At 51.7% G+C, this 23,173-nt stretch carries 23 protein-coding genes; 9 read left to right on the forward strand and 14 right to left on the reverse strand.

All coding sequences use genetic code 11. From position 1 onward, the window contains the following. Positions 1-6: 6 nt before the first annotated feature. The 5 genes from PUP29_RS04970 to PUP29_RS04990 all read right to left on the reverse strand — a co-directional run bounded on the left by PUP29_RS04970 (position 7) and on the right by PUP29_RS04990 (position 3,805). The gene (locus PUP29_RS04970; protein WP_353423943.1) at positions 7-282 is read right to left on the reverse strand and encodes a hypothetical protein; all 276 of its coding nucleotides are present in this window, start codon (positions 280-282) and stop codon (positions 7-9) included. Positions 283-456: 174 nt separating this feature from the next. Next, positions 457-1,719 carry a plasmid recombination protein gene (locus PUP29_RS04975; RefSeq protein WP_353423944.1) on the reverse strand — a complete coding sequence of 421 codons (1,263 nt, stop codon included), beginning with the start codon at positions 1,717-1,719 and terminating at the stop codon, positions 457-459. Positions 1,720-2,107: 388 nt separating this feature from the next. Continuing rightward, a complete protein-coding gene (locus PUP29_RS04980) occupies positions 2,108-2,362 on the reverse strand; it encodes a complexin-2 (protein WP_353423945.1) in 255 nt (84 codons plus the stop codon). Positions 2,363-2,460: 98 nt separating this feature from the next. Next, positions 2,461-3,612, reverse strand: a complete 1,152-nt coding sequence (locus PUP29_RS04985; protein ID WP_353423946.1) for an AAA family ATPase — start codon at positions 3,610-3,612, stop codon at positions 2,461-2,463. Further along, positions 3,599-3,805, reverse strand: a complete 207-nt coding sequence (locus tag PUP29_RS04990; RefSeq protein ID WP_353423947.1) for an ICEBs1 excisionase — start codon at positions 3,803-3,805, stop codon at positions 3,599-3,601. The genes PUP29_RS04985 and PUP29_RS04990 overlap by 14 nt, the downstream gene beginning before the upstream one ends. 202 nt (positions 3,806-4,007) lie before the next feature. Between PUP29_RS04990 and PUP29_RS04995 the strand changes: the two genes are divergently transcribed. Further along, the gene (locus PUP29_RS04995; protein ID WP_353423948.1) at positions 4,008-4,613 is read left to right on the forward strand and encodes a helix-turn-helix domain-containing protein; all 606 of its coding nucleotides are present in this window, start codon (positions 4,008-4,010) and stop codon (positions 4,611-4,613) included. A 42-nt stretch (positions 4,614-4,655) separates the two neighbouring features. Continuing rightward, positions 4,656-5,729 carry a site-specific integrase gene (locus tag PUP29_RS05000; RefSeq protein WP_353423949.1) on the forward strand — a complete coding sequence of 358 codons (1,074 nt, stop codon included), beginning with the start codon at positions 4,656-4,658 and terminating at the stop codon, positions 5,727-5,729. 227 nt (positions 5,730-5,956) lie between these two features. On the opposite strand, the gene PUP29_RS05005 is transcribed toward PUP29_RS05000, so the two are convergent. Next, positions 5,957-6,532, reverse strand: a complete 576-nt coding sequence (locus PUP29_RS05005) for a WxL domain-containing protein (protein WP_079546865.1) — start codon at positions 6,530-6,532, stop codon at positions 5,957-5,959. A gap of 595 nt (positions 6,533-7,127) precedes the next feature. Between PUP29_RS05005 and PUP29_RS05010 the strand changes: the two genes are divergently transcribed. The 3 genes from PUP29_RS05010 to mutY are packed head-to-tail and all read left to right on the forward strand — an operon-like array spanning position 7,128 to position 10,088. After that, entirely contained in the window at positions 7,128-8,777 is a 1,650-nt protein-coding gene (locus PUP29_RS05010; protein ID WP_079546864.1) for an AMP-dependent synthetase/ligase, read from the forward strand. Positions 8,778-8,786: 9 nt separating this feature from the next. Next, entirely contained in the window at positions 8,787-9,020 is a 234-nt protein-coding gene (locus PUP29_RS05015) for an acyl carrier protein (RefSeq protein ID WP_079546863.1), read from the forward strand. A 6-nt stretch (positions 9,021-9,026) separates the two neighbouring features. Next, on the forward strand, positions 9,027-10,088 hold the full coding sequence (gene mutY, locus PUP29_RS05020; RefSeq protein WP_079546862.1) for an A/G-specific adenine glycosylase: 1,062 nt from the start codon (positions 9,027-9,029) through the stop codon (positions 10,086-10,088). A gap of 41 nt (positions 10,089-10,129) precedes the next feature. On the opposite strand, the gene fucO is transcribed toward mutY, so the two are convergent. The 3 genes from fucO to PUP29_RS05035 form a co-directional block, all read right to left on the reverse strand. Continuing rightward, on the reverse strand, positions 10,130-11,287 hold the full coding sequence (fucO, locus tag PUP29_RS05025; protein WP_079547845.1) for a lactaldehyde reductase: 1,158 nt from the start codon (positions 11,285-11,287) through the stop codon (positions 10,130-10,132). A gap of 131 nt (positions 11,288-11,418) precedes the next feature. After that, positions 11,419-12,957 (reverse strand): M1 family metallopeptidase, encoded by a 1,539-nt coding sequence (locus PUP29_RS05030; protein WP_079546861.1) that lies wholly within the window; start codon positions 12,955-12,957, stop codon positions 11,419-11,421. Between the two features lie 170 nt (positions 12,958-13,127). Continuing rightward, the gene (locus tag PUP29_RS05035; protein ID WP_079546860.1) at positions 13,128-14,414 is read right to left on the reverse strand and encodes a PHP domain-containing protein; all 1,287 of its coding nucleotides are present in this window, start codon (positions 14,412-14,414) and stop codon (positions 13,128-13,130) included. A gap of 192 nt (positions 14,415-14,606) precedes the next feature. On the opposite strand from PUP29_RS05035, the gene PUP29_RS05040 reads away from it, so the two are divergent. Together PUP29_RS05040 and PUP29_RS05045 are read left to right on the forward strand one after the other, a co-directional pair. Beyond that, entirely contained in the window at positions 14,607-15,716 is a 1,110-nt protein-coding gene (locus tag PUP29_RS05040; RefSeq protein ID WP_353423950.1) for a class II aldolase/adducin family protein, read from the forward strand. Between the two features lie 130 nt (positions 15,717-15,846). Further along, on the forward strand, positions 15,847-17,040 hold the full coding sequence (locus PUP29_RS05045) for an ATP-binding protein (RefSeq protein ID WP_079546858.1): 1,194 nt from the start codon (positions 15,847-15,849) through the stop codon (positions 17,038-17,040). Between the two features lie 133 nt (positions 17,041-17,173). On the opposite strand, the gene PUP29_RS05050 is transcribed toward PUP29_RS05045, so the two are convergent. Next, the gene (locus tag PUP29_RS05050) at positions 17,174-18,097 is read right to left on the reverse strand and encodes a 4Fe-4S cluster-binding domain-containing protein (protein WP_079546857.1); all 924 of its coding nucleotides are present in this window, start codon (positions 18,095-18,097) and stop codon (positions 17,174-17,176) included. Continuing rightward, positions 18,097-19,488 (reverse strand): radical SAM/SPASM domain-containing protein, encoded by a 1,392-nt coding sequence (locus tag PUP29_RS05055; protein ID WP_353423951.1) that lies wholly within the window; start codon positions 19,486-19,488, stop codon positions 18,097-18,099. Before PUP29_RS05055 ends, PUP29_RS05050 begins: the two co-directional genes overlap by 1 nt. Before the next feature lie 170 nt (positions 19,489-19,658). Between PUP29_RS05055 and PUP29_RS05060 the strand changes: the two genes are divergently transcribed. After that, positions 19,659-20,165 carry a DUF6560 family protein gene (locus PUP29_RS05060; protein ID WP_079546855.1) on the forward strand — a complete coding sequence of 169 codons (507 nt, stop codon included), beginning with the start codon at positions 19,659-19,661 and terminating at the stop codon, positions 20,163-20,165. Between the two features lie 6 nt (positions 20,166-20,171). Here PUP29_RS05060 and PUP29_RS05065 read toward each other — a convergent pair whose 3' ends face one another. Both PUP29_RS05065 and PUP29_RS05070 read right to left on the reverse strand, forming a co-directional pair. Continuing rightward, positions 20,172-20,705 (reverse strand): DUF2812 domain-containing protein, encoded by a 534-nt coding sequence (locus tag PUP29_RS05065; protein WP_079546854.1) that lies wholly within the window; start codon positions 20,703-20,705, stop codon positions 20,172-20,174. Further along, positions 20,702-21,019, reverse strand: a complete 318-nt coding sequence (locus PUP29_RS05070; RefSeq protein WP_079547844.1) for a PadR family transcriptional regulator — start codon at positions 21,017-21,019, stop codon at positions 20,702-20,704. Before PUP29_RS05070 ends, PUP29_RS05065 begins: the two co-directional genes overlap by 4 nt. A gap of 242 nt (positions 21,020-21,261) precedes the next feature. Between PUP29_RS05070 and PUP29_RS05075 the strand changes: the two genes are divergently transcribed. Further along, positions 21,262-21,471, forward strand: a complete 210-nt coding sequence (locus tag PUP29_RS05075) for a cold-shock protein (RefSeq protein ID WP_079546853.1) — start codon at positions 21,262-21,264, stop codon at positions 21,469-21,471. Positions 21,472-21,528: 57 nt separating this feature from the next. On the opposite strand, the gene gadC is transcribed toward PUP29_RS05075, so the two are convergent. Next, on the reverse strand, positions 21,529-23,082 hold the full coding sequence (gene gadC / locus PUP29_RS05080; RefSeq protein WP_079546852.1) for a glutamate:gamma-aminobutyrate antiporter: 1,554 nt from the start codon (positions 23,080-23,082) through the stop codon (positions 21,529-21,531). Between the last annotated feature and the right edge of the window lie 91 nt (positions 23,083-23,173).

Here is a 23,173-nt window from a genome sequence, read left to right on the forward strand (position 1 = left end):
ACCCTTTTATTCGTTTTTTGCCGCCTCGCTTGCCGCCCTGCGGCGCTCCTCGCTGTATGGGGCGGTCAGCCGGAAAGAGAAGTGTCCCTTTTCAATCTCAAATTCCATGCAGCCTGTGTCCGGGTCATAGTCTGTCAGCTTGCAGGCGGCAGGATATTTGCGGCTGTACTCGGTCAGCCTGTTCCTGAGGTCTGTGTTGTGGGTGCGGATGAAGATGATGGGTTCTTTCTCGTCAAAGTAGATTTCGGTGGTCTTTTCCTGCTTGGTAAGTCCTGTTCTCATAGGCTTATCCTTTCTGCGGCTCTGTCACGCAATAGGGGTGTTTTTGGGGGATTTTCTTCGGCTCTTGACTTGGGAAAAATGGCGATTTTCAAACAGGAGCGCGCCGGACGATGTCTGCCCTGTCCGACGCGCTCCCATTCGATAAAATGCGTTTTTTCCGGCTCTACACAGGAATCAGCGAGCTTCGTCCCTCGTGACCGCTTTTTCTCTGAGCGGATGGAAGAATCGCCACAGATTATTACGCTGAATTACATCCTCATAGCTGCGGACTTTCCCGCGTAGCTCCGTATTTTCACGCTCCAATTCTGCCGCACGGAGCTTGCTGTGGACAGACTTATAATCAGAAATTTCCTGTTTCAAACTGTCAATCTCAGCCTTGAGCTTTGCAATCAGTTTGTTTGCCGCATCCACCGCCTTTTGCAGTTTGGATTCCTTTTTCTCTGCTGTAACGTACTTCTTTGCCAGAGTGGAAATCCGGTCAAAGTCCTCACGCTCCACGGCAACTTTGGATGAGAAGGGAATGGACGTTGCCACGATTTTTTTGATAGACCGCACATCGACCCGCTGATTCTGGATTTTTTCAATTTTGCTCCCAAGCGTTGCTGCCTGTTTTTCCTGCTGACGGTTCTGCTCTGTGAATTCTGCCAGCCGCGCCTGTTCCTGCTGCACCTTGAACTGCGTCACCGTCAGATGTTCCTCGGAGCTGCCGCGTTCGCCTCGCTCCACATCGTCATACCCTGCCTGTCGCATGGCAGCGAAGAAATCATCTTGCAGAACGGAATAGGATTTTCGGAGCACAGTTTTCCCGTTTGCGTTCAGCAGCGGTTTCCCATGCTCGTCCAGCGCGGGCTTGGAATCCCACTTTTTGCTCATGCTGACCTGCTGTATTGTTTCCTTGACCGTACCCACCAGCGATTTATCCTTGCAGCGTTTCGACCACAGGATTTGCTTTTCTACGACGGGAATGTAGACCACATGAAGGTGATAGTGGTACACGTCCTGCTCCAGCGCGTCGGACATGGCGCGGTTGCGCTCGTCGGCGTGCATGACCGCCGAAAGGATATACTGCTCGCCGCCGACGATTTCTATTGCGGATTTGTATGCGCCGGTGTAAAATTGTTTTGCGAAGTCATAGCCGCCGTGATTATGAAAATAGGCGGTGTTTACGTCAAAGACCAGCTCGCCGTAGAGAAAGGCATCCTCTTTCAATCCACGGGTGGAGATGATCCCGTCCTTTTTCAACTGCTCAAACATCTCCGCATATCCGGCGGTCGGTTTCTTGAAATGGACATTGAGGTGCGTTCTCTCCGGGACAATATCCTGATTGACATAGGATTCCTTTTCCCGTTCGTTGTGCTGCTGCGCGTTGCCGATTCTGGCAGCGGTCAGCCTCATATTTCTTGCGTTGGTACGATGGATACCGTCGCCTCTTGCCATAGGCAGTTTACCTCCTGATTTCAGATTGTGCAGGACGGGGCAGCTTTCGGGGAGGCACTTCTGCGGAAGTGTAATAACCCACTATGATACTTTCATCCTGCGGCTGCAAAGTATCGTGGGCTCTCCGAGGGGGTATGCGGCTTCTGCGGAAGCCTCTGCCGTGGCTTGCAAGTAGTACCCACTTTGCAAAATCCACAGCGTGACCGCCAGCCTTTCAGCAATCGAATTTGCTTCAACGCTGCCGCCCACAGGCAGAGAGAATTTTGAAAATCCTCTCCGCCATCCATCTCAAAATCTGCGGGGTTTTCGATGGGGACGGGGATGCGAGGGGCTGTGTCAGCCAATGCTTTGCCTTGTCCTCCAGCAACAGGAGCGTGCCACGCTCCTGTCACAGTTCCCAAGGAGGAGTAGTCCAGCGATAGCTTTGCGGCACTCCACAGCGGTCAAGATACTCCTGCCTTGCCTGCTCCCGTTCCTCTTCGGTGGGAGCGGTCTTGTACTGGGAATAGAGCTGCCGGTTCAGCATGGCGTCGAGCTTCTTCTCCAAGCCTTGCCGAATTTCTTCTTCAAAATCATCCTCGCCCCGCAGATGGTACATGGCGAGGTCGATGAACAGATCATAGGGGATTTGTACGCTTTTCATTTTTCTATCCTTTCCTATCCGCGACGGTCGCAACGATTGCGACGGTTGTTTTAGAGGTATCATTTTCACCGTTGCAACCGTCGCAGCCGTCGCGCGGCTTATTTGCTTTCAGCATCATAGGTCAGCGTAATTCGCCGCCCCTCATGCCGAACCTTGTTCTCGTAGCGGACATGGTATTCATCCAGCAGCCTACCGGACTTCACATTCAGATACTTGCTCAGTGCATTTGCCACCATGCCAGCAGAAACGACATCGGCAAGCGCAGAGGGTGAGCCTGTCCATACCGGTTGCTCTGCGGACACCAGCTTGGCAACCGCTTCCAGAATATGATCGGGCGGTTCCTTGTGTAGCTCGTTTTCCACCTTTTCAAGATCCCAAATCTGCGTATAGGCATCCTTTTTCAGATAGAGAATCTGATCCTGCTGGTCGCGTCCCACCACGTCAATGGTGGCGTCCAGCGCCGTGCGCTTTTTCTTCTGCATAAGCAGCGAGCCGTCCGCGCAGCCGAGCAATCCCGTTGTGCCGGAGATCATCTCAAAGCTGTCTCCGGCAGGCTGCTTACGGGTGTGGTGGACGGTCAAAACGCAGATGCAGTGCTTGTCGGCAAACTGCTTGAGCTTACCGATGATCTCATAATCGCTGGCGTAGCTGTACGCCTCGCCGCCGACCTCCCGGATTTTCTGCATGGTGTCGATGATAATGAGTTTGGTGTCGGGATGCTCGCGCATGAAATTCTCAAGCTGCTCGTCAAGACCGTTTCCGATTTTGTTTGCTGCCGTTGCAAAATGCAGGCTGGCGGTATCCGCCACGCCGTACATCATAAACATCCGGCTCTGGATTCTCTGGAAATCATCCTCCAGCGCGAGGTATAACACCGTGCCGGAATGGACTTCATAACCCCACAGCCTTTGCCCTGTGCTGACATGGTAGGCAAGCTGCGCTACCAGAAATGATTTTCCGATTTTGGGTGCTCCTGCGAGGATATATGCCCCGGAGTAGAGCAGACCGTCTATGACGGGCGGTCTGCTCTTGTAGGCGGTCTGATACAGCTCTGTCATGGAAACCGTATGAAGATAACGAGGATCGTTCATGCGCCGGATTTTCTCACGCATTTCCTCAATATTTTCCTCCGGGGGATTGCTTTCGCAGGTTTCATGTGGTATGCTCTGGTTAGTTGAATTGTGAGGCGGCTGCCCTCCATCTGCGCCAACAGATGGGATGAGGGCGGTCGTTTTCTCATTTTCCGTCATTGCACTCACCTCCGGGAATCTGGAAGCCGTAGAACTTCTGCTTGAAATACTGGGCAGGGCATTTTCCGGCTACGGTCAGATAGCCTTGGGATTTCAGTTCCCTGTTCATTTCCCGGACGATCTGATACGCCTTGCTGCGGCTGATTCCCATGATCTCTGCCACCTCTGACGCTGTGATAAACTGTGCTCTCATAGTACCTCCTGTTTCAATGTGATCTGCCTCGGCCTGCGTATCTTTTGTTCACCTCCCTTCTCCAGCCTCTCCGAAATACGTACCCTGAGTACATATTTTATTATACGAATACAAGGTGCATCTGTCAAGCCTTTACGGAACAAAAATATGTACTTGCAATTCGCTTTATTCTGTGGTATGATATGGACGAGGTGAATCAGATATGGACAATTTCGATTATCCCGCCATTGGGCAGAGAATCAAGCAGCTCCGAAAACGCAAGGGGCTGAACCAGACCGAACTGGCACAAATGCTGAAAAAATCTCTCCGCACCGTACAGAAGTACGAAACTGGAGAGATCGAAGTGTCGATTGCCGTTGTCAATCAGATTGCCGACCTGTTGGATTCAACGCCGACCTATATCCTCGGCTACGAATCCAGTACAACGCAGATCAGAACGCTTTCCGACGTGATGGACTTTCTCTTCAAGCTGGAAACGGTAGAGGGCATCGACTTCAAGATCGACGTGCAGAAGCCACCCCGCAGCAAGCAGTGGGAATGTTCCATTTCCTTTGACGGAAAGAGCATGGCAGAGTTCAACGCCGATATGTGCCTGTTCCTTGAGCAGTGGGAGGACGAACGCAGCGAGCTTCGCGCCTATAACTCCACGCAGGCAGCATATAAGCGCTGGAAGGAGCAGACGCTTGCATACTATGCCGCGAACGCAGTCAAATGCACAGAGCCGGAAGAACTTGACCGTGATGAACTGATTGCAAGACGGACAGAGCTTTTGGAAAAGGAATACGGTAAAAACGAGAGTAATGAGTAAATAACCCCATCAAAGCCCGATTCTTGAGGGAAGGAGGTAAAAATGTCAGTAACAAAAGACGGCGACACCGGTCGCTGGATGTCCCAGATCCGCGTGACGGACTGGACGGGCAAGACCATCCACAAGAAGAAGCGCGGCTTCGCCACCAAAAAGGAAGCCCTTCAATGGGAACGTGACTTCATCAGCCAATCCACGGGTAGCCTCGGCATGACCTTCGGTGACTTCATCGCCCTGTATGTCAAGGATATGGAGCACCGCCTCAAGCCCTCCACCGTTGCCAGCAAGAAATGGCTGATTGACCTGAAGGTAACGCCTTTCTTCAAGAAAATCCCGCTGAACGAGATCAAGCCCACTCATGTGCGCCAATGGCAGAACTCCCTGACCAGCTATCGGGATGAAAACGGCAAGCCTTACGCCCAGACCTATCTCAAGTGCATCAACAACCAGCTCACGGCAATTTTCAACTACGCAGTCAAATACTATGGGCTGAAAGAAAATCCCTGCCACAAGGCGGGGAGCATGGGCAAGAAGAAAGCCGATGAGATGCTGTTCTGGACAAAGGACGAGTTCCAGACCTTTATCGAGAGCATGAAAGACCGTCCCGCCAGCTACACGGTATTCATGACCATGTACTACACGGGGATTCGGGAGGGAGAGCTGCTGGCGCTCACACCGTCGGACATCGACTTCGAGAAGAAGACCCTGACGGTGAACAAGAGCTATCAGCGCCTCGGCAGAGAGGATATTATCACCCCTCCGAAAACACCGAAAAGCATCCGCACTATCCCCATTCCCGACGGTCTTTGCAACTGTTTGCAAGAGTATATGTCCCATTGCTACGGACTGCAAAATGATGATCGGCTGTTTCCCTACACCAAGAGCTTTCTGTATCACGAAATGGAGTATGGCTGCAAGGCATCGGGGGTAAAGCGCATCCGGGTGCATGACATTCGTCACAGCCACGCCAGCCTGCTGGTGGAGATGGGCTTCTCACCGCTGCTGATCGCGGAGCGGCTCGGACACGAGAAGGTGCAGACCACGATGGACACGTACAGCCACCTGTACCCCAACAAGCAGGTGGAGGTAGCCAGACAGCTTGACGGCATCATGCCGTGAGCCTCTGGCTACAAAAATCGCTGCAAATGTAGCCAATTTGTAGCCGGCAAAAAAGAAAAATCCTGAAAAACGCTGTATTACCAACGCTTTTCAGGATTCAGAAAACACTAAATATTTATTCCCACTCTATCCTCTCCTTGTCAGATCCGGGTTTACCGTCTATACAAAGATCGTCCATATAAAACGCGTACCCGGTCTCACCCGGGTACACGTTTTCCGTTTTTCTCTTACGGCGCATCTTCCAGTGTCCATGTGAGTGTCGCCGTGTGCGTTCCTGTACGCTGGTGCTGTATCGGCACATCGATCATGATGTTGCCCGCAGTCCAGTCCACGTTCCATGTTCCGCGTCCAGAGCTTACAGCAGCCGTTGCAACCGTATCCGACGCGCCGTTTGCCGCTAAGGTAACGGCTTGCTTGACCGTCGGAGCCGTGTCTAAGGTCCCCGTTGCTCTTGAGGTACCCTGTCCTAACGTGATCGTCGCACTCTCAATAGGCGTCGCGCCTCCTGTTGTGGAAAACGCGCCAAGCGCAGCTGTTACTTTCCATCCTGCGCCGTTTCCCCTCGCGTCCGCCACCTGCATAGAGGGGGTGCCGTCAGCCATTGGGAACTGAGTAGTCGTTCCATCGATCGTATGCGCTCCAAAATCAAGTGCCGGAACAGAATTCAATTCCAGAATCCCGGCTTTGAATTCAATCGAAGCCTCCGAAGTTTTCGTATCCGCACCCGCTGCGAATCCAGTCGCTCCAAATGCAAATAAGATGCCTACCGCCGCTATAACGGCAAACAATTTTCTTTTTTTCATAAAATCTTCCTTTCCGAACCAATTCGGTTCTTTTCTTGTGCAGCAGAGAAAACAATATCGCTTGTGTCAAGATATATCTCCGATAGAAATAACAAAAATTTCTTTTTTAACTGTGTTTTGCTGTTTCATTTATATCATTTGATTTTTCCCGGCTCAAAAACGTTTATCCCTTCTGTTGCGTTACTTATACCCTGTCTTTCATCGTCATAAACTATTTGCCTCATCTGCCTTTCTGCCATGCATACAAAATTTCGAGTGCGATTCCGTTCTCCGATACGATATAATACTGTCGTCTTCTACTCATTTCGATTTAGTAAAACAGCAGGATAGATAGCTTGGGTACTCCAAAGTATCATTCCAAAAATCTAACAGCAATTTTGAGATATAACTTTTATCGCGTATCCGTATAATGGGTGGTTTATATTTCTCATCTTTTGTGTACTCGCCTAGCTAAAGCCTTAATAAAAGGGCCGGAGGGCAGCCCTCCGATCCGTATCTTTCCTGCACTGTTTTTCCGCCAGCTATATTCACAAAACCATTCCCAACTGGTATAATGATTTAGTATGTTAAAAGAGCAAGCAATGGAGGAAAAACATTGAGACCCTATCCTTATTATGAGACGCGGCCCGTTTCCACACTTCGGGACGTGATTTCTTGGCCTGCGTCCCGCACGCCCGAAAAAGACGCTTTCCGCGTGCGTATCGACCGCAATCATTATAAAGGTATTTCATGGAAGCAATTTGAAAGTGATGTGAACGCGCTTGGAACGGCTCTTTGCCGCCGCGGACTTGCAGACGCGCACATTTGCGTGATCGGCGAAAACTCCTACGAATGGGTGCTCGTCTATATGGCCGTTTTATGCGGCGCGGGTGTGATCGTACCGCTCGACCGTGACCTGCCCGCTGAAAAGCTCGCGGAACAAATGCGGTTTTCCGATGCGACGGCCGTCTTTTTTTCCAAAACCTACGAAGCAAAAATGCAGGAGCTCGCGCCCTCGCTGCCCGAAATAACGCTTTTTGCAAGCACGAACGGCGAAGAGACGTTCGGCGTGACGCTCGGCGCGCTCATTGAAGAGGGGCGTGCGCTGCTTGAAGCAGGAGACCGTTCTTATCTGGACATACAGCCCGATACGGAAAAAATGGCCGCTATCCTCTTTACGTCGGGTACGTCCGGCAACAGCAAGGCCGTTATGCTGTCGCAGAAAAACCTGATCACAAGCTTTGACTGCGCCTGCAAGCACGTCAGCTTCACAGAAGACGACGTCATGCTTTCCGTACTCCCGCTGCATCATGCCTACGAAAGCAACTGTGGCATTCTCGCAATGCTCCACACCAGCACGGTCGTATGCTTCAACGAAAATCTGAAATATTTTTTTGATAACCTGAAATTATTTAAGCCAACCGGTATGTCGCTCGTTCCCATGTTCTCCGAAACGATGTATAAGCAGGTGATCGAGGGCGCCAAACGGATGGGGAAATATAAAAAGCTGATGTTTGGGCGAAAGTTAAGCCATTTTATGCGTAAGCTCGGCCTTGGCGTTCCGCGCAGGCTGTTCCGCGACGTATACGAGCCGTTTGGCGGGCGCTTCAAAAAAGCCTTTGTAGGCGGCGCGGCGCTCGACCCGCAGATCACAGAATTTTTCCGCGATCTCGGCATCGTGATGCTGCAGGGGTACGGCATTACGGAGTGCTCCCCGCTTGTTGCAGTAAACCGTGAAAAGTATTATAATGATTCTTCGGTGGGCCCTGCTCTTCCCTGCTGCGAATTGAAAATAGAGGACGGCGAGATCCTTGTGAAGGGCGACAATGTAATGCTCGGATATTACAAAAACGACGCGGAGACGCAGGCCGCTTTTTCGGACGGCTGGTTCCGCACAGGCGATCTTGGCCGTGTAGATGAAAAAGGGTTTCTCCACATCACCGGCCGTAAAAAGAACCTGATTATTTTGAGCAACGGGGAAAACATCAGTCCGGAAGAGCTGGAGACCTATCTGATGCGCATACCGCTTATCAAAGAGGCTGTCGTCTATGAAAGCGGCGGCGCGGTTACAGCAGAGCTGTTCCCGGATATCGAAGCCGCGGAACGTGAAAAGGTCGCGGATGTGCAGGCGTTCCTGCGCGGGGAGATCGATAAGCTCAACGCGTCTTTTCCCCAATATAAGCAGATACAGGCGGTCAAATTCCGCGATGTGGAATTTGAAAAGACCACGACCAAAAAAATAAAACGTTTCGTTTTAAATAAGTGAGGAAGCATCATGTTTGAAAAAATCGTTACCATCTTACAGGAATATTCGGGAGCAGACCGGGGCAGCATTGTTCCGGATGCCCGGCTGACTGCCGACCTCGGACTGAATTCGCTTGACGTGATCAACATTGTTGTGGCGTTTGAGGACGAATTCGGCGTGGAGATATCGAACGACGACCTGCGTTCTTTTCAGCGCGTCGCGGATATCGAAGCCTATCTGAAGCAGCACGCTTCCAAGGGCTGAAGCTCCGTGGACGTCTTATCCCGTATTCCCGCCCCGCTGCTCCAATGGTACGGCGAAAACGCTCGTATCCTGCCGTGGCGGAACGAACCCTCCCCATACCGCGTATGGATATCTGAAATCATGCTCCAGCAAACGCGCGTTACGGCGGTCATGCCGTATTACGAGCGTTTTTTGCATGCGCTTCCTTCCCCCGCGGAGCTCGCAGCGGTTCCTGACGAAAAGCTGATGAAGCTGTGGGAGGGGCTTGGATATTACAATCGGGCGCGCAACCTGAAAAAAGCCGCCCAAATCATTGTGGAGCAATGGAAGGGAGAGCTTCCCTCCTCTTTTGATGCTCTGCTTTCTCTTCCCGGTATCGGCGCCTATACCGCAGGCGCGATTGCATCTATCGCGTTCGGCATTCCTGTTCCGGCGGTAGACGGAAACGTACTGCGCGTTGTTTCCCGCCTGCGCGCCAGCAAAGACGACATTGCCGATCCAAAAGTAAAGCTCCGTATTTCGGAAGACATCGCGGCAATCCTCCCGCACGGCTGTGCGGGCGATTTTAATCAGGCGATGATGGAGCTCGGCGCTGTCGTTTGCCTGCCGAACGGGCAGCCCCTATGCGGAAAATGTCCGCTCGCTTCATTGTGCCGGGCGTATGCGGAGGGGCTCACAGGCGATATCCCCGTAAAAGCCGCAAAGAAAAAACGGCGGATCGAGGCGCGCACCATATTCGTGCTCATTCGCAGCAGCCGCGCCGCCATACGGCAAAGAGAAGAAAAGGGTCTGCTCGCCGGCCTGTGGGAATTTCCGGGTACAGAGGGCGCGCTTTCTTCTGCGGAGGCGGAAGATTTTCTCCGCGCCTCCGGTATCGTTCCGTACCGCATTGTACCGCTCGCGCCTGCGAAGCATATTTTTACGCACATCGAATGGCGCATGACGGGTTATCTCGTGGACACGTCCTCTCCGGGCGAGGGATTCACATGGTGCACATGGGAGGAGCTGGCGCATACGCACGCGCTTCCCTCCGCGTTCCGCACCTATACCAAAACTGCCATACAGTATTTAAAAGCCCCCGGCCTATAAGGCCGGAGGCTTATTTTGATACTCCTCTTTATCTTTTAAAATCAAATCCCAAGCGCCCAGCGATACACGCCGAGAATGCTCTCTTCCGTCATCTCCTTTGGATTTCCACCCGTGCACACATCGCGCAGCGCCGCTTTTGCGAGGTCTTCAAGGTCCTCCGTACGCACGCCGATCTCTGCAAGCGTCTGCGGGATACCGACCGCTCTTGAAAGCTCCCGCACCGCTTCGACCGCCGCCCGGCGGTATTCCTCCGGACTCATGCCGTCCACACCCGAAACGCCCATCGCCCGTGCGATCTCGCGGTATTTTTCTCCCGTCTCGTCCTGATTATGCTCCATCACATAGGGCAGCAGCACCGCGTTTGCCACTCCGTGCGGCGTATCGTAAAACGCGCCCAGCGGGTGCGCCATTCCGTGCACCGCTCCCAGCCCTACGTTTGAAAATCCCATTCCCGCGATATATTGAGCGGCCGCCATTTTCTCGCGCGCCGCCGCGTTGCCGTCCACCGCTGCCCGAAGATTTTCCGCTATCATTTTGATTGCCTGCAGATGGAACATATCCGTCATTTCCCATGCGCCCTTTGTCACATAACCCTCTATGGCATGCGTCAGGGCGTCCATTCCCGTAGCCGCCGCAAGCCCCCGCGGCATAGACGCCATCATATCCGGATCCACGATCGCGACCTGCGGGATATCGTGCGCGTCCACACATACGAATTTCCGTTTTCTTTCTTCGTCTGTGATAACATAGTTGATCGTTACCTCCGCCGCCGTGCCTGCCGTCGTGGGAACGGCGATGATCGGAACCGCCGGACGCGCCGTATTTGCCGTTCCCTCGAGGCTCACGACATCTGAAAACTCCGGGTTCGCGGCAATGATCCCCACCGCCTTCGCCGTATCGATAGACGAACCTCCGCCAATCGCGATCAAATAATCCGCTCCGCTCACCCGAAACGCATTGAGCCCCTTCTTTACGACGTCTACGGTCGGGTTTGCTCTCACCTGCGAAAAAATATTATAGGGCATACCGTTTGCGTCCAAAAACGCCGTTGCCTTAGCGACAACGCCGCGTTCTACCAAAACGGCGTCTGTTATGATAAGCGCTTTCCGAAAACCGCGCCTGCGCACCTCCTCCGGCAAATTCAAAAGCGCCCCCTGCCCGAAATAGGACGTTTCATTTAATATCATTCTCTGCGGCATCTGCTCTTCCTCCTTTATGCGAGCGGCAAAAATTCTTTCATTGCATTTATTGTAGTCTTTTTTCCCTGTCTGTACAACCGTCTTTTCCTTTATTTTACACCATTTTTTAGGAAGCTCAGGCCGCTTTCCGTTCATGCTTCCCCCATATATAAAGCGAACAGCTCGGAAAAATCCTCTTTTCCGTTCCAAAAGGCCCTGAAGTCCCCGGGCGACACAAAATCCCACGCAAACACGGCGACATATTCCTTCAAAGCGTTCAGAAACTGTTCCCCGCCCATCTGCAGCATCATCTGATAAAGCATCGCCGCCGGCTTATCGTATACGCCGGACGAATATTCGGCCGGCTCGTTCAGCCAATCATAAAGAGAACCGCCGATCTTCGTTTGGTCGCTTATCGTGTTTTCGTTTCCGCCCCGCTGCATAACGTCCGTATCTTTAAACCGTTCCCGCTTCCAATAAAAGCCTTCGATCTCCTCAGGCAGATATTCCTGCTCGTAGAAATATTCCGCGAACCGGCAAAAGCCCTCGTCGAGCCACGGGTCCTGGATCTGGTCGTTGCCTACGATTCCATAAAACCATTGGTACGCGACCTCGTGCGCCACCGTAACCGCGAGTTGTGCTTCATAATATTCTCTCCCCGGGCCATCGGAACCGGATATCCCCATCTCGAACTGCTCCAACGGCACCTCAGGCGCGACCATAATCAGCGTCGGATATTCCGTGCCGCTCACCCCTCCCGTAAGGCCGCTGCTCACGACTGTCAGCGTATCATAGGGATACCGTCCGAGCAATTCATTATAGAGCGTAAGCGCCTTACACGCCGCGTCCAGTAGAAATTCCCCTGTTTCCGGCAGTTCCTTATCGCAGAAAACATGAATTTCCGTCCCCTGTACCTCGGCGGAACGCTGCTCATACGCCTTACCCGCGCAAAACACGAAATCCCGCACGTTCCGCGCCTCAAATATACCCGGCTGTGTTTCCGTTCCTCCCGCTGCGATCATGTAGCCGTCCGGCACTTCTATTTCCGCCGTATAATCCGCTATATCCGTATAAAATGCGTCTCCGAGGTCCACATACGGCTCAACCGTCCAGCCGTTTTCCCCATATACGGCGGGCGTGATCACACAATTCCCCAGATTATAAACCTCATCCTGATAACCGAAGCGGTTGTTGATGTTGGGGATGCAGACGATATATTCCATTTGTATGCCGACCGTTTCTCCTGCCGGAAGCTCCTCCGGCAGTTCTGTCTTCCAAACCGTTCCATCCGCCTGCGCAAGCTCCGACGCCTCTCCCTCTATCTCAAACGTTTTCAATTCGATTCCGCCGCCGTCCGTCTGGAAAGCGTTCGGATAGAGATTGAAGTAAAGCTCTGTAAGTCCGTTTCCCGTACCGTTATAATACTTGAGCTTTTCCTGTACGACCAGCGTATGCGAAGCGTCGTCGAGCGTAAACTGTAAATCGAACCGGTTAATCGGTTCCCCTCCTTGGGGAAACGGGATCGCGTCAGAAGACGGCGCGGGCGTCTCTTCCGCAAGGCGCTCCGGCTGGCCGCTCTCCACCGGAAGGAATACCGCCGCTCCTCCTTCTTTCGCGGCTTTTTCCGTTTGGCAGGCGGTACAGAAAAGGAGCAGGACCGCCGTTAGAATGGCTGCAATTACTTTTTTCATTTTTTACCTCTGTCTATTGGATTTTTATCTACGATACCGCCCGTTTGTTTCACAGTTGTATCTTTCCTGCTCAAACGGCTCATAAAATCTTTCGCAGATAATTTTCCATACTGTTTTTCGGGCACAAAAAGAGACCGCCGGGCGGCCTCTTTTCTTGTATTGACAGGTTTTTATTTTTTGTATTGCAGTCCGATCTCCTTAAAATGGGCTACCCGTTCCTTCAGCCCGGGATACTCTTTTTTGATCTTATCCGAATAAATACTCTCCTCCGGGTCGGCGGTCGCCGCGTTTTCGTGTCCGACGAGCGCCCATGTGTTGTCCGACAGATGCCGGAACGCTTCGTCGCGCTGCTTCATACAGATAAAACTCTGCCGTGGCTGGTTGATATCTTCTCCGGATATCTCAAAGAAGTCAAGCTCACGGCATTTGTCCATCACGCGCACAAGCTGTTCCATCGTGTTCCGCGAAGGCATATAGGAAAGCGCTTCAAAGCCGAGCTCTTTTACGAACGGGAATAGTTCGTCCAAGAATTCATCCTCAAACTTCTGCGCTTTTTTATCCCCCGTGGGCGATTCCGCCACATCTCCGAGATAACAATAGGTCGGTATCACGCCCAGAGAACGCGCATATTCCACGACCTCCTTCACCGGGAAGCTGTCTTCGCCTCCCGCAATGAAGAACTGCGGAACAAATTCCGACTTTAAGATATTGAGCACATCGTATTCATAGGCAAAAAACTCCGTATCCTCGAGCATTTTCCTCACATTCGGCTTGATCGTGAGCCTCATACGCTCTTCAAGGAAGCGGATCAGCCCTTCTCCTTTTCCATATCGGCCGATCAGCTTTTTCGTCAGTGCAAACAGGATATGGCGCTCCGTGACGCTGCCGCCATCGTGCGCCATGGAAAGCGGCTTCACGTCCTCTTCAAAATCCAGCGAGAGTCCGTAAGGCTTTATGATCCCGTTCAGCCTCTGCACCTGCTGTGCATTCCGTTCATTGCGCTTCGCGCGGATTTTCATGAGCAGGGCGTCCATTTCGTCTATTTTGTTGTGCGGCAGGCCATGCAGTGCGATATAGGCGACTGTCGGCTCGTCCGGATTGTTGAGCGTGCGTCCCTCAAAAGGAGTTCCCGCAAAGCTCACGCGTACCTCGCAGCCGATCGTGGTCGTGATACGCATAATTTCCCCTGCCTCTATGAATTCCCGCGCACCGCTGATCGAGTCATGGTCAATGATCCCGACCGTGCACAGTCCGCTCATGTAAGCATAATAGACTGCCGCAGACGGCGAATAGGGAGAAAACGAATACGTCGTGTGAACGTGATTGTTCGTGTCCGTCGTGCGCTCCGGCTCCGCAATCTGTCCTTCGTCAAGCATTTTGCGCAGGCCGCGCAGAGCTTCAAGGCGCTGCTGCTTTTCCGGCGCGTTTAAACCTTTTAACAATGTCTCCTGATCCATCGCTCTTCCTCCATTTCTGTTGCCCCTCAATATTGTGTTATTTTTTCACAATTTTCTTATTGAAAAGCACAAATAAATTACATATAATGAAGCAGTAGTGTATGAAACGTTCAAACTCATCTTTACTATATCATGCTTCTCACGATTTTCATAGGAAAATCTAAACAAAATTCAGGAAAAGAGGTAACGAAATTGAATCTTGCGGAACTGGTAAAACTTTCGAATGATTACGGCAAAAACGAAGATTACGTTCTTGCAGGCGGGGGAAATACTTCTCTGAAAGACGAGCGGGAAATGTATATCAAAGGCTCGGGGACGACGCTTGCTACCATTACGGAAGACGGATTCGTCGGTATGGACCGTGCAAAGCTCTCCGCCATGATGACGGCGGATTACCCGTCCGGCGATAAAGAGCGGGAAGCGGCTTCTCTTGCGGACATGATGGCCGCGCGCCTTCCCGGCTTTGAGGAAAAGCGCCCGAGCGTTGAAACGACGCTTCACAATTTGTTCCCGTTCCGTCTGATCCTGCACATACATCCGGCGCTGGTAAACGGCCTCACCTGCGGGCAGGAGGGCGAGAGGATCGCGGCGGAGCTCTTCCCCGGCGAGCATGTATGGATCCCGCTTTCACGCCCGGGCTATGTGTTATCGCTGTTGTGCCGGAAAAAGCTCGCGGAATATAAGGCGAAGCACGGAAAAGAAGCGCAGATCCTCTTGCTGCAAAATCATGGTATCTTTGTTGCCGCCGACACGCGGGAGGAGATCGACGCGCTGATGACACATGTGATCGGGCAGCTAAACGGCAGGCTCGGCCGCACGCCGGACTTTTCAGAAGCTTCCTGCGATATGGAAAAGGCGGAAGCCCTGAAGCGCGAACTGGCCGCGCTCTATTCGCCGAACGGAAAGGCCGAGCTTTTGTGCAATCGGGAAATTTTATCCCTTACGGCTTCAAAGAGCGCTTTTGCCCCTCTTTCGGCAGCTTTCACGCCCGACCATATCGTTTACTGCAAGGCTGAATTCCTGTATACGGAAGCTCCCGATCTGCTCGACGTAAAGTTTACGGAATTCATGGACAAAAACGGCTATGCTCCCAAGATCGTCTGCATCAAGGGTTTTGGCGCGTTTATCCTCGGAAATACGGAAAAGGAGATCGCGACTTCAAAGGCGCTGTTCCTTGATGCGGTAAAGATCGCCGTTTATTCGGAAAACTTCGGAGGTCCTCTGCACATGACGCCCGAGCTGATCGATTTCATTACTAACTGGGAAATGGAAGCATACCGCCAGAAAGTAAATCAGGGCTGAGCGGTTCGCAAACGGCAGGGGCCTGCACCTTAGTGCAGGCCCCTTTTCTGTTCCTGCGGCCTTTGCTTTCAAAAAGAAAACGCAGTATAATAAACGGGTATTTTAGATTTGGCAGAAAGGGAGCTATATCATGGAAACTTTGCAGCAATTGTCTCTGAAGCTTCATTCTCTCGTATTATTCCGCAATTTGCTGAAAACTCCGGTCCTGCGGAAATTCACCGCACTGATGCGCGCCGCCGAGCAGGGCAATCCTGAAAAATGCTTGGATGCCTATTCCGGCTTCTGCGCTCATCTTTTTGCACATGGAACGAATTTCAGCGATCATATTTTAAATGCCGTACTGGAAAGCGAAAACCTGTATGCGCTGAAAAAGGGCAAAGGAGAGCGGCCCGCGCACGGGCTGGAACGCTGCCTGAAGAATGAGCTTGCCATTCTTCAGGAATTATCCGCCGTTTCCAGCGCACAAGTAAAACGCCTCATTCCCTACGATGGTTTCCTGCCCGACTGGGAAATATCAAAACATGATTTTATACGCGCCTATCGGGAGCATATCGCGCACATTGGCATATACGGCTACGGCCCGTTTGCAAATCATCATTTCTTTACAGTTGCAGACGGGAACCTTGTTCCCGTGAAGCATCCGGACAGTACACGGCTTTCCGAGTTATCCGGCTATGAATATGAACGGAGCTGTGTCATTCGCAATACGCTTGCGCTGCTGGACGGGAAGCCCGCCGCAAACGTCTTGCTGTACGGCGACAGCGGCACCGGAAAATCTTCTACCGTAAAGGCTGTTGTGAACGAATTTGCCGGAAGAGGGCTGCGGCTGATCGAGATCAAAAAAAATCAGCTTCGTATGATCCCCGGCCTGATCGATAGCTTGGGCGAAAATCCGCTGAAATTCATTCTGTTCATCGACGATCTTTCCTTCACGCGGGACGACGATGATTTCGGCGCGCTGAAAGCGATCCTCGAGGGCTCTGTTTCCGCGCGGACGAAAAATCTGGCGGTATATGCCACCAGCAACCGCCGTCACTTGGTGCGCGAGACCTTTTCCGACCGCGAGGGCGATGAGGTGCACGCAAACGATACGGTGCAGCAGCTTACCTCCCTCTCGGACCGGTTCGGCCTCACGCTCACGTTCTCCCGTCCGAATCGGGAACAATATCTTGCAATCGTTGGACATCTCGCCGATATTTACAGTATCAAGACCGAACGCGACGAGCTTTTCCGTCAGGCTGAGATCTATGCGCTTGAACGCGGCGGACGTTCGCCCCGTGTGGCAAAGCAGTTTTTGGAACAGGTGCAGGCGATTGGAATATAGCGGGTGAAAAACGGGCATTTTGCCCGGAACAATCTGTATTATGCATAATAATACAGTTATAAAAACCGCTATATACAGCGGTTTTTGTGTATCTATCTGTTTTGTGTATCTATCTGTCTTCTTTTTATTTTCCTCATCTCCGCGTCTTTTCCAGCACTCCTGTAAGATCAAAGGGAGGAATAAAGCTCTCGCTTGCCGTTCCTTCCTCTTGAAGGAATCCATTTTCCACACCAAGCGCAAGCGCATAATCGACCAATTCTTCATATTCCTCCGTGCACACCGTACGGCGTAATTCCTCCGGCAGGTTTTCGGCATGCACAGGAGTATACTGGCGCATCAGGCTGATATAAATATCGTTTCCATACGTTTCATATAAATAGCGTACGACCTGTTTGGAATCCTCGAGGCAGCCCGGAAGCAAGAGATGCCGGACGATCACGCCTCTTTTCATCATACCCGTCTCATCGAACACAGCCTCTGCCTTTTGCCGCACCATTTCTTTCAGCGCTTCCCGCGCACACAGCGGATAATCTTCCGCATGCGAAAAACGTCCGGCCAGCTTCCTATCCATATATTTGAAATCCGTAAGATAAATATCTATGCTGCTCTCTATCATTCGGAGGGCCTGTACGCTTTCATATCCGCCGCAATTATAAACGATAGGAATGGAAAGCCCTCTTTTGTCCGCATCGCAAAGCGCCTCCCTGATTTGCACCGCATACTGTGTCGGCGTGACAAGATTGATATTCACAGCCCCTTTTTCCTGAAGCTCGAGGAAGATATCCGCCAAGCGGCGTGTGCTTACCACTGCGCCCGCCCTGCCTTCGCTGATTTCCGCATTCTGGCAATAGACGCAGTGAAGAGGGCATCCGGAAAAAAACACAGCCCCGGAGCCTGCCGTTCCTGAAATGCACGGTTCTTCCCAGAAGTGGAGCGCCGCCCGCGCTATCCGCAGCCGGGCATCCATGCCGCAGGCTCCCTTTTCCCCCGAAAGCCTGTTTGTTCCGCACGCGTGCGGACATAATGTGCAGTGTGCGAGCGCTTCTCCTGCCGCCATTATTTCATTCCTGCGAGGCTGTTCCATGCCTCTGTATTGTAGATACAGCCCGGATCGGGCGCCAGATAGTCGTCATAATAGCCATACGCCCGTGCGCGGCAGCCGCCGCAAATGGTGCGGTTTTTGCACGATACACAGTGTTCCTCCAGCAGTGTGCGGTCCCTCAGCTGCTGCATGACCTCCGATTCATGCCATACCTCGTTCAGACTTTGCTTCCGCAGATCGCCTACTACCTTCGGGATAAAAACGCAAGGCGTTACAAGACCGTTCGGCTGGAGCGCGCAGTACAATCTTCCGGCTCCGCACCCTCCTATATATTCGCAGAGCATTTTTGCCTGCTGTCCTTTGAACGCCCCGTAATGGTTCACGATTATTTTATCGTCCGGTGCATTTTCGATACAATAACGCCCATACTGCGTGCAGGTGGAAAACGTATCCACCTTTTTATCATCAAGCAGCGCCGTATGCAGCTTATGCAGCATCTCTTCCCGCATTTCGGGAGTAAGGTCCTCTTCCTCTATACTCTTTCCCCGTCCTGCCGGAATATAGTTAAATGCGTAAAAAGAGTTTACTTTCAGCGACGTGGCGAGGTCAATAAGCGCGTCTAATTCTCCGAAATTCCGGCGCGTAATGGTGGACGCCATACCTACGTCGAGCTTTCCCGTTGCCACACAGTTTTTGATGCCCTGCACTGCTTTATCCCACAGCCCCTTCCCGCCGCGGAACGTATCGTGCGTTTCCGGGTCTACGCTGTCCACGCTGATCTCGACATAATCTACGCCGACCTCGTGGAGGCGCGCAGCCGTTTCCTCGTCGATCAGCGTTCCATTCGTCGCTACGGAAAGATAAATGCCCTTTTGGTGTGCGTATTCCGCTACTTTCCAAAAATCCGGATGCATCAGCGGTTCCCCGCCGGAGATCGCCAGCGACGCCACATAGTTTTTATCCATTTCGTCTATCACATGCAGACGTTCCTCCAGCGTAAGCTCGTCAGGCAGCGCTTTATGCGCGTCCTGATAGCAATGCACACAGCGCAGATTACAGATATTTGTAAAATTCCACACGATCAGGATAGGCGAAGAAAAGCACTGCGGCGCACTCAATCCGAACTCCGGCAGGCTGTTCGCAATATTACAGATCGCCTTTCGGTAGAACGGCTGCGCAAACGTCTCTTCGATCTCGCTGCGTTTCACTTTAAAAAACAAGGGAAGAAAAGACAGCAAAATATGATACGGAATATTCCTGAACTGTTTTTTCTCCTCCCGCGCGTATGCGGCCATCAAGTGGTCTATACGCATCCGGCCGTCCCCCTCGGCCTCCGACAGCTTTTTTAGGCTGCGTTGGATAAAAGCGCTCCCTAAAAAACGCTGCACCTGTTCAGCTGTTACCATTTGTATAACCCCCTTTTGAGAACCAAACATTTCTATTTCTATTTTATCACTTTATCAAGAAGACTGCGCAAATATTTTTACACCGTTTCAAAACATAGCGACCGCTTTCCGTTTCTCTTTTCTCTATGCTATAATAAACAGGGTAAAATAACAACAAAGGAAGCGCAGGCATGTCAGCAGCTTTTCAAATCATCCTCGCCGCCGTGCTCATCGCGGTGGCGGTCAATTTTATTTTAACCGCCGGAAAAAACGAGCGTGTTCCCGCACTGTCTGCAGGGCAGGATTTTACTGTCCGCTATCCCCGCGTATTCGTGTGGCTCGCGGTAGTGTTTTTCTGTTTCCTCTCCTGCGTTTTGCTGCTGCTCCTCATCTGGCATGCGTTTGACTGGACGGGCGTTATCCTTCTTTCCATCCTCGCCGCATGCGGCGTATATGTCCTGCTTCTTGCCCTCGTATGGCGCATCAAGGTCTTTTCCGAATATGTGATGACCTATAACATCTTTGGACGAAAAAGGCAGGTCTATTTCAAGGATATCCGGCATGTTACCGTCACCCGCAGGCTTTTTCTGATGGAAACGGCAGCCAAAACCTACCGTTTTTCCGCTGGTATCGTCTATCGTGAAGCGTTTCTCGTCCGCCTGCGTGAGAACCATGTGGATATCGCCCGTTTTCTGTAGCAGGCTTCAATATTCCCGCTTTCGGTATATCTTCCCGATGAATATCCCCAAAAATACCGCCATTGCCCCAAAGATCACAACGGGCGCCGCATATTCTTCCGGACGGTTGAAATACTGCGGAGCCGCTATCCGAACCGCTGTGACTATCCCCGCCCCGGCGAGCATCAGAAGCAATAAGATACGAAGCACGTTTATAATATTCATCGACCGTTTTATCCTGCTCTCCTCGCTGCTGAACGCTTCCGGCCGCTCGCCCTCATATTCTTTCCGCCAGATATACTCGCTCGCCATCTTCCCCACAAGCTCCCAGCCGAACGCCTCAAAGGTCGCAGTATAGTCCTTTTTTGGAAAGGCATTGAGGTCCATTACATATCGGTACCGCTTCGGCTCCGTTTTACGGAACACCATGCAAAAAGAGCTGCTCTGCCGTATCTTGTCTACGTTCCAGCCCTGCGCGGCCATATCTTCCATAAAATGTTCCCAATCGGAGGGCACGGCGTATTTATATGGCGTCCACCACGCTCTTTTCGTTGTTTTCATAACAGTTCCTCCGCGGCTTCGTATAGCTCCCGCAGCCGGCGCGCCTCTTTTTTCAAGATCGTTTCGCCAAGCGCGGTGATCTCATATTTCTTTTGCCGTCCTTCTTCTCCCGCCGGGCGGATCAGCCCGTCTCCCGCAAGCTTTGACAGGCTTTGATACATGGTTCCTGCTCCAATACGCAGCCTGCCATGCGTACGCTCCTCCACGTGCAGCATGACCCCATAGCCATGCCGCTTCCTGCGCAGCGAAAACAGAATATAGAACATCGTTTCACTCATGGGGATATATCGGTTTTCCGCTCTTTTCCCGTCCATTTTTCCTTTCCTCATATATATCACATTACGATATACTTTATATCGTATCGTGATATATGTCAACTGCCGGAACTATTTTTTTCATAAAATTTGACTTCTCCGTCCGAAAATGTTATAATAATATTGTATTCATGTAGTTGATTGACCTCGTATTTGTGTAAATCATCCTGCGTCATGGTTTACAGAAATATGGGGTTTTTCTTTTTACATCGTTACAAATACTAATTTCAGGAGGTACCACAATGAATAATGGTACGGTAAAATGGTTCAACGCAGAAAAGGGATATGGATTTATCACGAACGACAGCACGGGAGAGGATGTATTCGTACATTTTTCCGCGATCCAGACGGACGGTTATAAAGCGTTAAATGACGGTCAGCATGTCACGTTCGATACGGAGCTTGATGCGAGGAGCAGTAAGGTAAGGGCGTGCAACGTGTGCGCGCTCTGAACGCAAAAATGCCGGGGGGAAATCCCCCCGGCATTTTTTGATCACTCTGCTATCCCATTACGGCTCTTTTGGCTTTTGTCCTACCGGGGCTGCATGAGGCGCCGTTCGTGTACTGCCGCTTCCATCCGCTGGTGCGGCGTTTTCTGCCGAAGCTTCATGTGTCTGCGGCATCTTCACCCCCGGAGGAAGCGGATTTTTCTTCCGCATAAAATGATAGATAATGAACGGAATGAATATGACTACTGCGAAGCTGATGATCAGGATCGTCAGATAATCCGCAGCGGCATTCTGCCCGGTAAGCTGAGACGGCGGAACAAACGAGATGACCAAGGCAAAAATAGAGACCGCAAGGCCAATGACCGCCATAATCAATTTTACAGGCTTTTTCTTTGATATTTCAAACGCCCTCGGAAGATCGTCATGCTTCCTGACCAGCTTGATGTAGGCAAGGAAAAAGATGATGTAACCGACAATATAAATGATTACCGTGAGCGAGATGGCCGTGAAAAACGACACGTTGCTGCCGCCGCCGCCAAACGTAAGTACAGCCGCCCAGATCGTTACGATAACGCCCTGAAGGAGCAGGAACTTTGTCGGTACTCCATGCTTGTTCGTTTCAGACAGCTTTTTGGGCAAAAGCCCGTTCTTTCCGGCTTCGAGCATGCCCCACGACGGGCCGACCACCCATGCGGAGACTTCCGCGATCACACCGACTGCAATAAGGACCGCAATGATACTGACGATCCAGTCCATTCCGCTTCCGAAATGGTGCACCAAGCCTTCAAAGCCCTGAATGACGCCGGTGGAAAGCCCAAGCTGGCTCTCCGGCACTACGGCGGCGATCGAGGTACCACCGATCGTATTGAGCACGATCGCTAAAATCACCAATATGATGATGGCGACCGGATAGTCTTTTTTCACATTCTTCATTTCATTGGCATGCGTTGCTGACGCTTCGATTCCCGCATAAGCGAGGATAAAGGACACGAACACCACCAGAGTGTCGAGCTTCGTGAAATCCGGAATGAGCGCTTTTGCGTCAAGCGGCACGAGGCTCTTGCCTCCCGTTGTAAAGAAACCGATCGCCAATGCGAAAAGCACGATGGCCGGGATCATAATACCGAATATAAATCCGATCTTTGATATCTTTGCCGTAAATTTTGTTCCTTTGAACTGGGAAAAGGTCAGCGCCCAGAAAATGACCAGAACACCGATAAATTTGATCACAGGGTTGCTGTTCAGCGCATCCCAGTTCAAGACATAGGAAAGCGCCCCCAATATGAAATAGATCATTGTCACAAACCCTACCGTGATTTGGAACCATTGGAAAAATATATTCGCAAATCCCCATTTCTCACCCAGCATATTTCCAGACCATGTGTAAACGCCGCCGGTATCCCAGCCCTTTACGGTCGCCATTTCCGCGGCGGAGAGCGCTACAGGCAAAAACCATAAAACGCCGCCGAGGATCAGGAAAAATACAAGTGAAAATCCGGAGGATGCGAACGTCGGATATTCATATACGGTCATGACCATGGAAGCTGTGATCGCAAAAAATCCGAACAGTGTTAAATGCTTATTACCGGATGCGGCAGACACAACACTTTTCATAAATTACCTCCTTTGGAAAAAATTTCCATACTCTTTTTCTTTCATTCGGGCCGGGGCTGCGGCGGAAGAGCCGCAGACCTTGCCCAAGCTA

It is taken from the genome of Christensenella massiliensis, assembly GCF_040409835.1.
Lineage (GTDB): Bacteria > Bacillota > Clostridia > Christensenellales > Christensenellaceae > Christensenella > Christensenella massiliensis.

Excerpts from the sequence above, each read along its gene's own strand:
- PUP29_RS04970 (WP_353423943.1), bottom strand. The coding sequence starts at position 282 with ATGAGAACAGGACTTACCAAGCAGGAAAAGACCACCGAAATCTACTTT.
- PUP29_RS04975 (WP_353423944.1), bottom strand. The coding sequence starts at position 1,719 with ATGGCAAGAGGCGACGGTATCCATCGTACCAACGCAAGAAATATGAGG.
- PUP29_RS04980 (WP_353423945.1), bottom strand. The coding sequence starts at position 2,362 with ATGAAAAGCGTACAAATCCCCTATGATCTGTTCATCGACCTCGCCATG.
- PUP29_RS04985 (WP_353423946.1), bottom strand. The coding sequence starts at position 3,612 with ATGACGGAAAATGAGAAAACGACCGCCCTCATCCCATCTGTTGGCGCA.
- PUP29_RS04990 (WP_353423947.1), bottom strand. The coding sequence starts at position 3,805 with ATGAGAGCACAGTTTATCACAGCGTCAGAGGTGGCAGAGATCATGGGA.
- PUP29_RS04995 (WP_353423948.1), top strand. The coding sequence starts at position 4,008 with ATGGACAATTTCGATTATCCCGCCATTGGGCAGAGAATCAAGCAGCTC.
- PUP29_RS05000 (WP_353423949.1), top strand. The coding sequence starts at position 4,656 with ATGTCAGTAACAAAAGACGGCGACACCGGTCGCTGGATGTCCCAGATC.
- PUP29_RS05005 (WP_079546865.1), bottom strand. The coding sequence starts at position 6,532 with ATGAAAAAAAGAAAATTGTTTGCCGTTATAGCGGCGGTAGGCATCTTA.
- PUP29_RS05015 (WP_079546863.1), top strand. The coding sequence starts at position 8,787 with ATGTTTGAAAAAATCGTTACCATCTTACAGGAATATTCGGGAGCAGAC.
- fucO (WP_079547845.1), bottom strand. The coding sequence starts at position 11,287 with ATGCCGCAGAGAATGATATTAAATGAAACGTCCTATTTCGGGCAGGGG.
- PUP29_RS05030 (WP_079546861.1), bottom strand. The coding sequence starts at position 12,957 with ATGAAAAAAGTAATTGCAGCCATTCTAACGGCGGTCCTGCTCCTTTTC.
- PUP29_RS05035 (WP_079546860.1), bottom strand. The coding sequence starts at position 14,414 with ATGGATCAGGAGACATTGTTAAAAGGTTTAAACGCGCCGGAAAAGCAG.
- PUP29_RS05045 (WP_079546858.1), top strand. The coding sequence starts at position 15,847 with ATGGAAACTTTGCAGCAATTGTCTCTGAAGCTTCATTCTCTCGTATTA.
- PUP29_RS05050 (WP_079546857.1), bottom strand. The coding sequence starts at position 18,097 with ATGGCGGCAGGAGAAGCGCTCGCACACTGCACATTATGTCCGCACGCG.
- PUP29_RS05055 (WP_353423951.1), bottom strand. The coding sequence starts at position 19,488 with ATGGTAACAGCTGAACAGGTGCAGCGTTTTTTAGGGAGCGCTTTTATC.
- PUP29_RS05060 (WP_079546855.1), top strand. The coding sequence starts at position 19,659 with ATGTCAGCAGCTTTTCAAATCATCCTCGCCGCCGTGCTCATCGCGGTG.
- PUP29_RS05065 (WP_079546854.1), bottom strand. The coding sequence starts at position 20,705 with ATGAAAACAACGAAAAGAGCGTGGTGGACGCCATATAAATACGCCGTG.
- PUP29_RS05070 (WP_079547844.1), bottom strand. The coding sequence starts at position 21,019 with ATGGACGGGAAAAGAGCGGAAAACCGATATATCCCCATGAGTGAAACG.
- PUP29_RS05075 (WP_079546853.1), top strand. The coding sequence starts at position 21,262 with ATGAATAATGGTACGGTAAAATGGTTCAACGCAGAAAAGGGATATGGA.
- gadC (WP_079546852.1), bottom strand. The coding sequence starts at position 23,082 with ATGAAAAGTGTTGTGTCTGCCGCATCCGGTAATAAGCATTTAACACTG.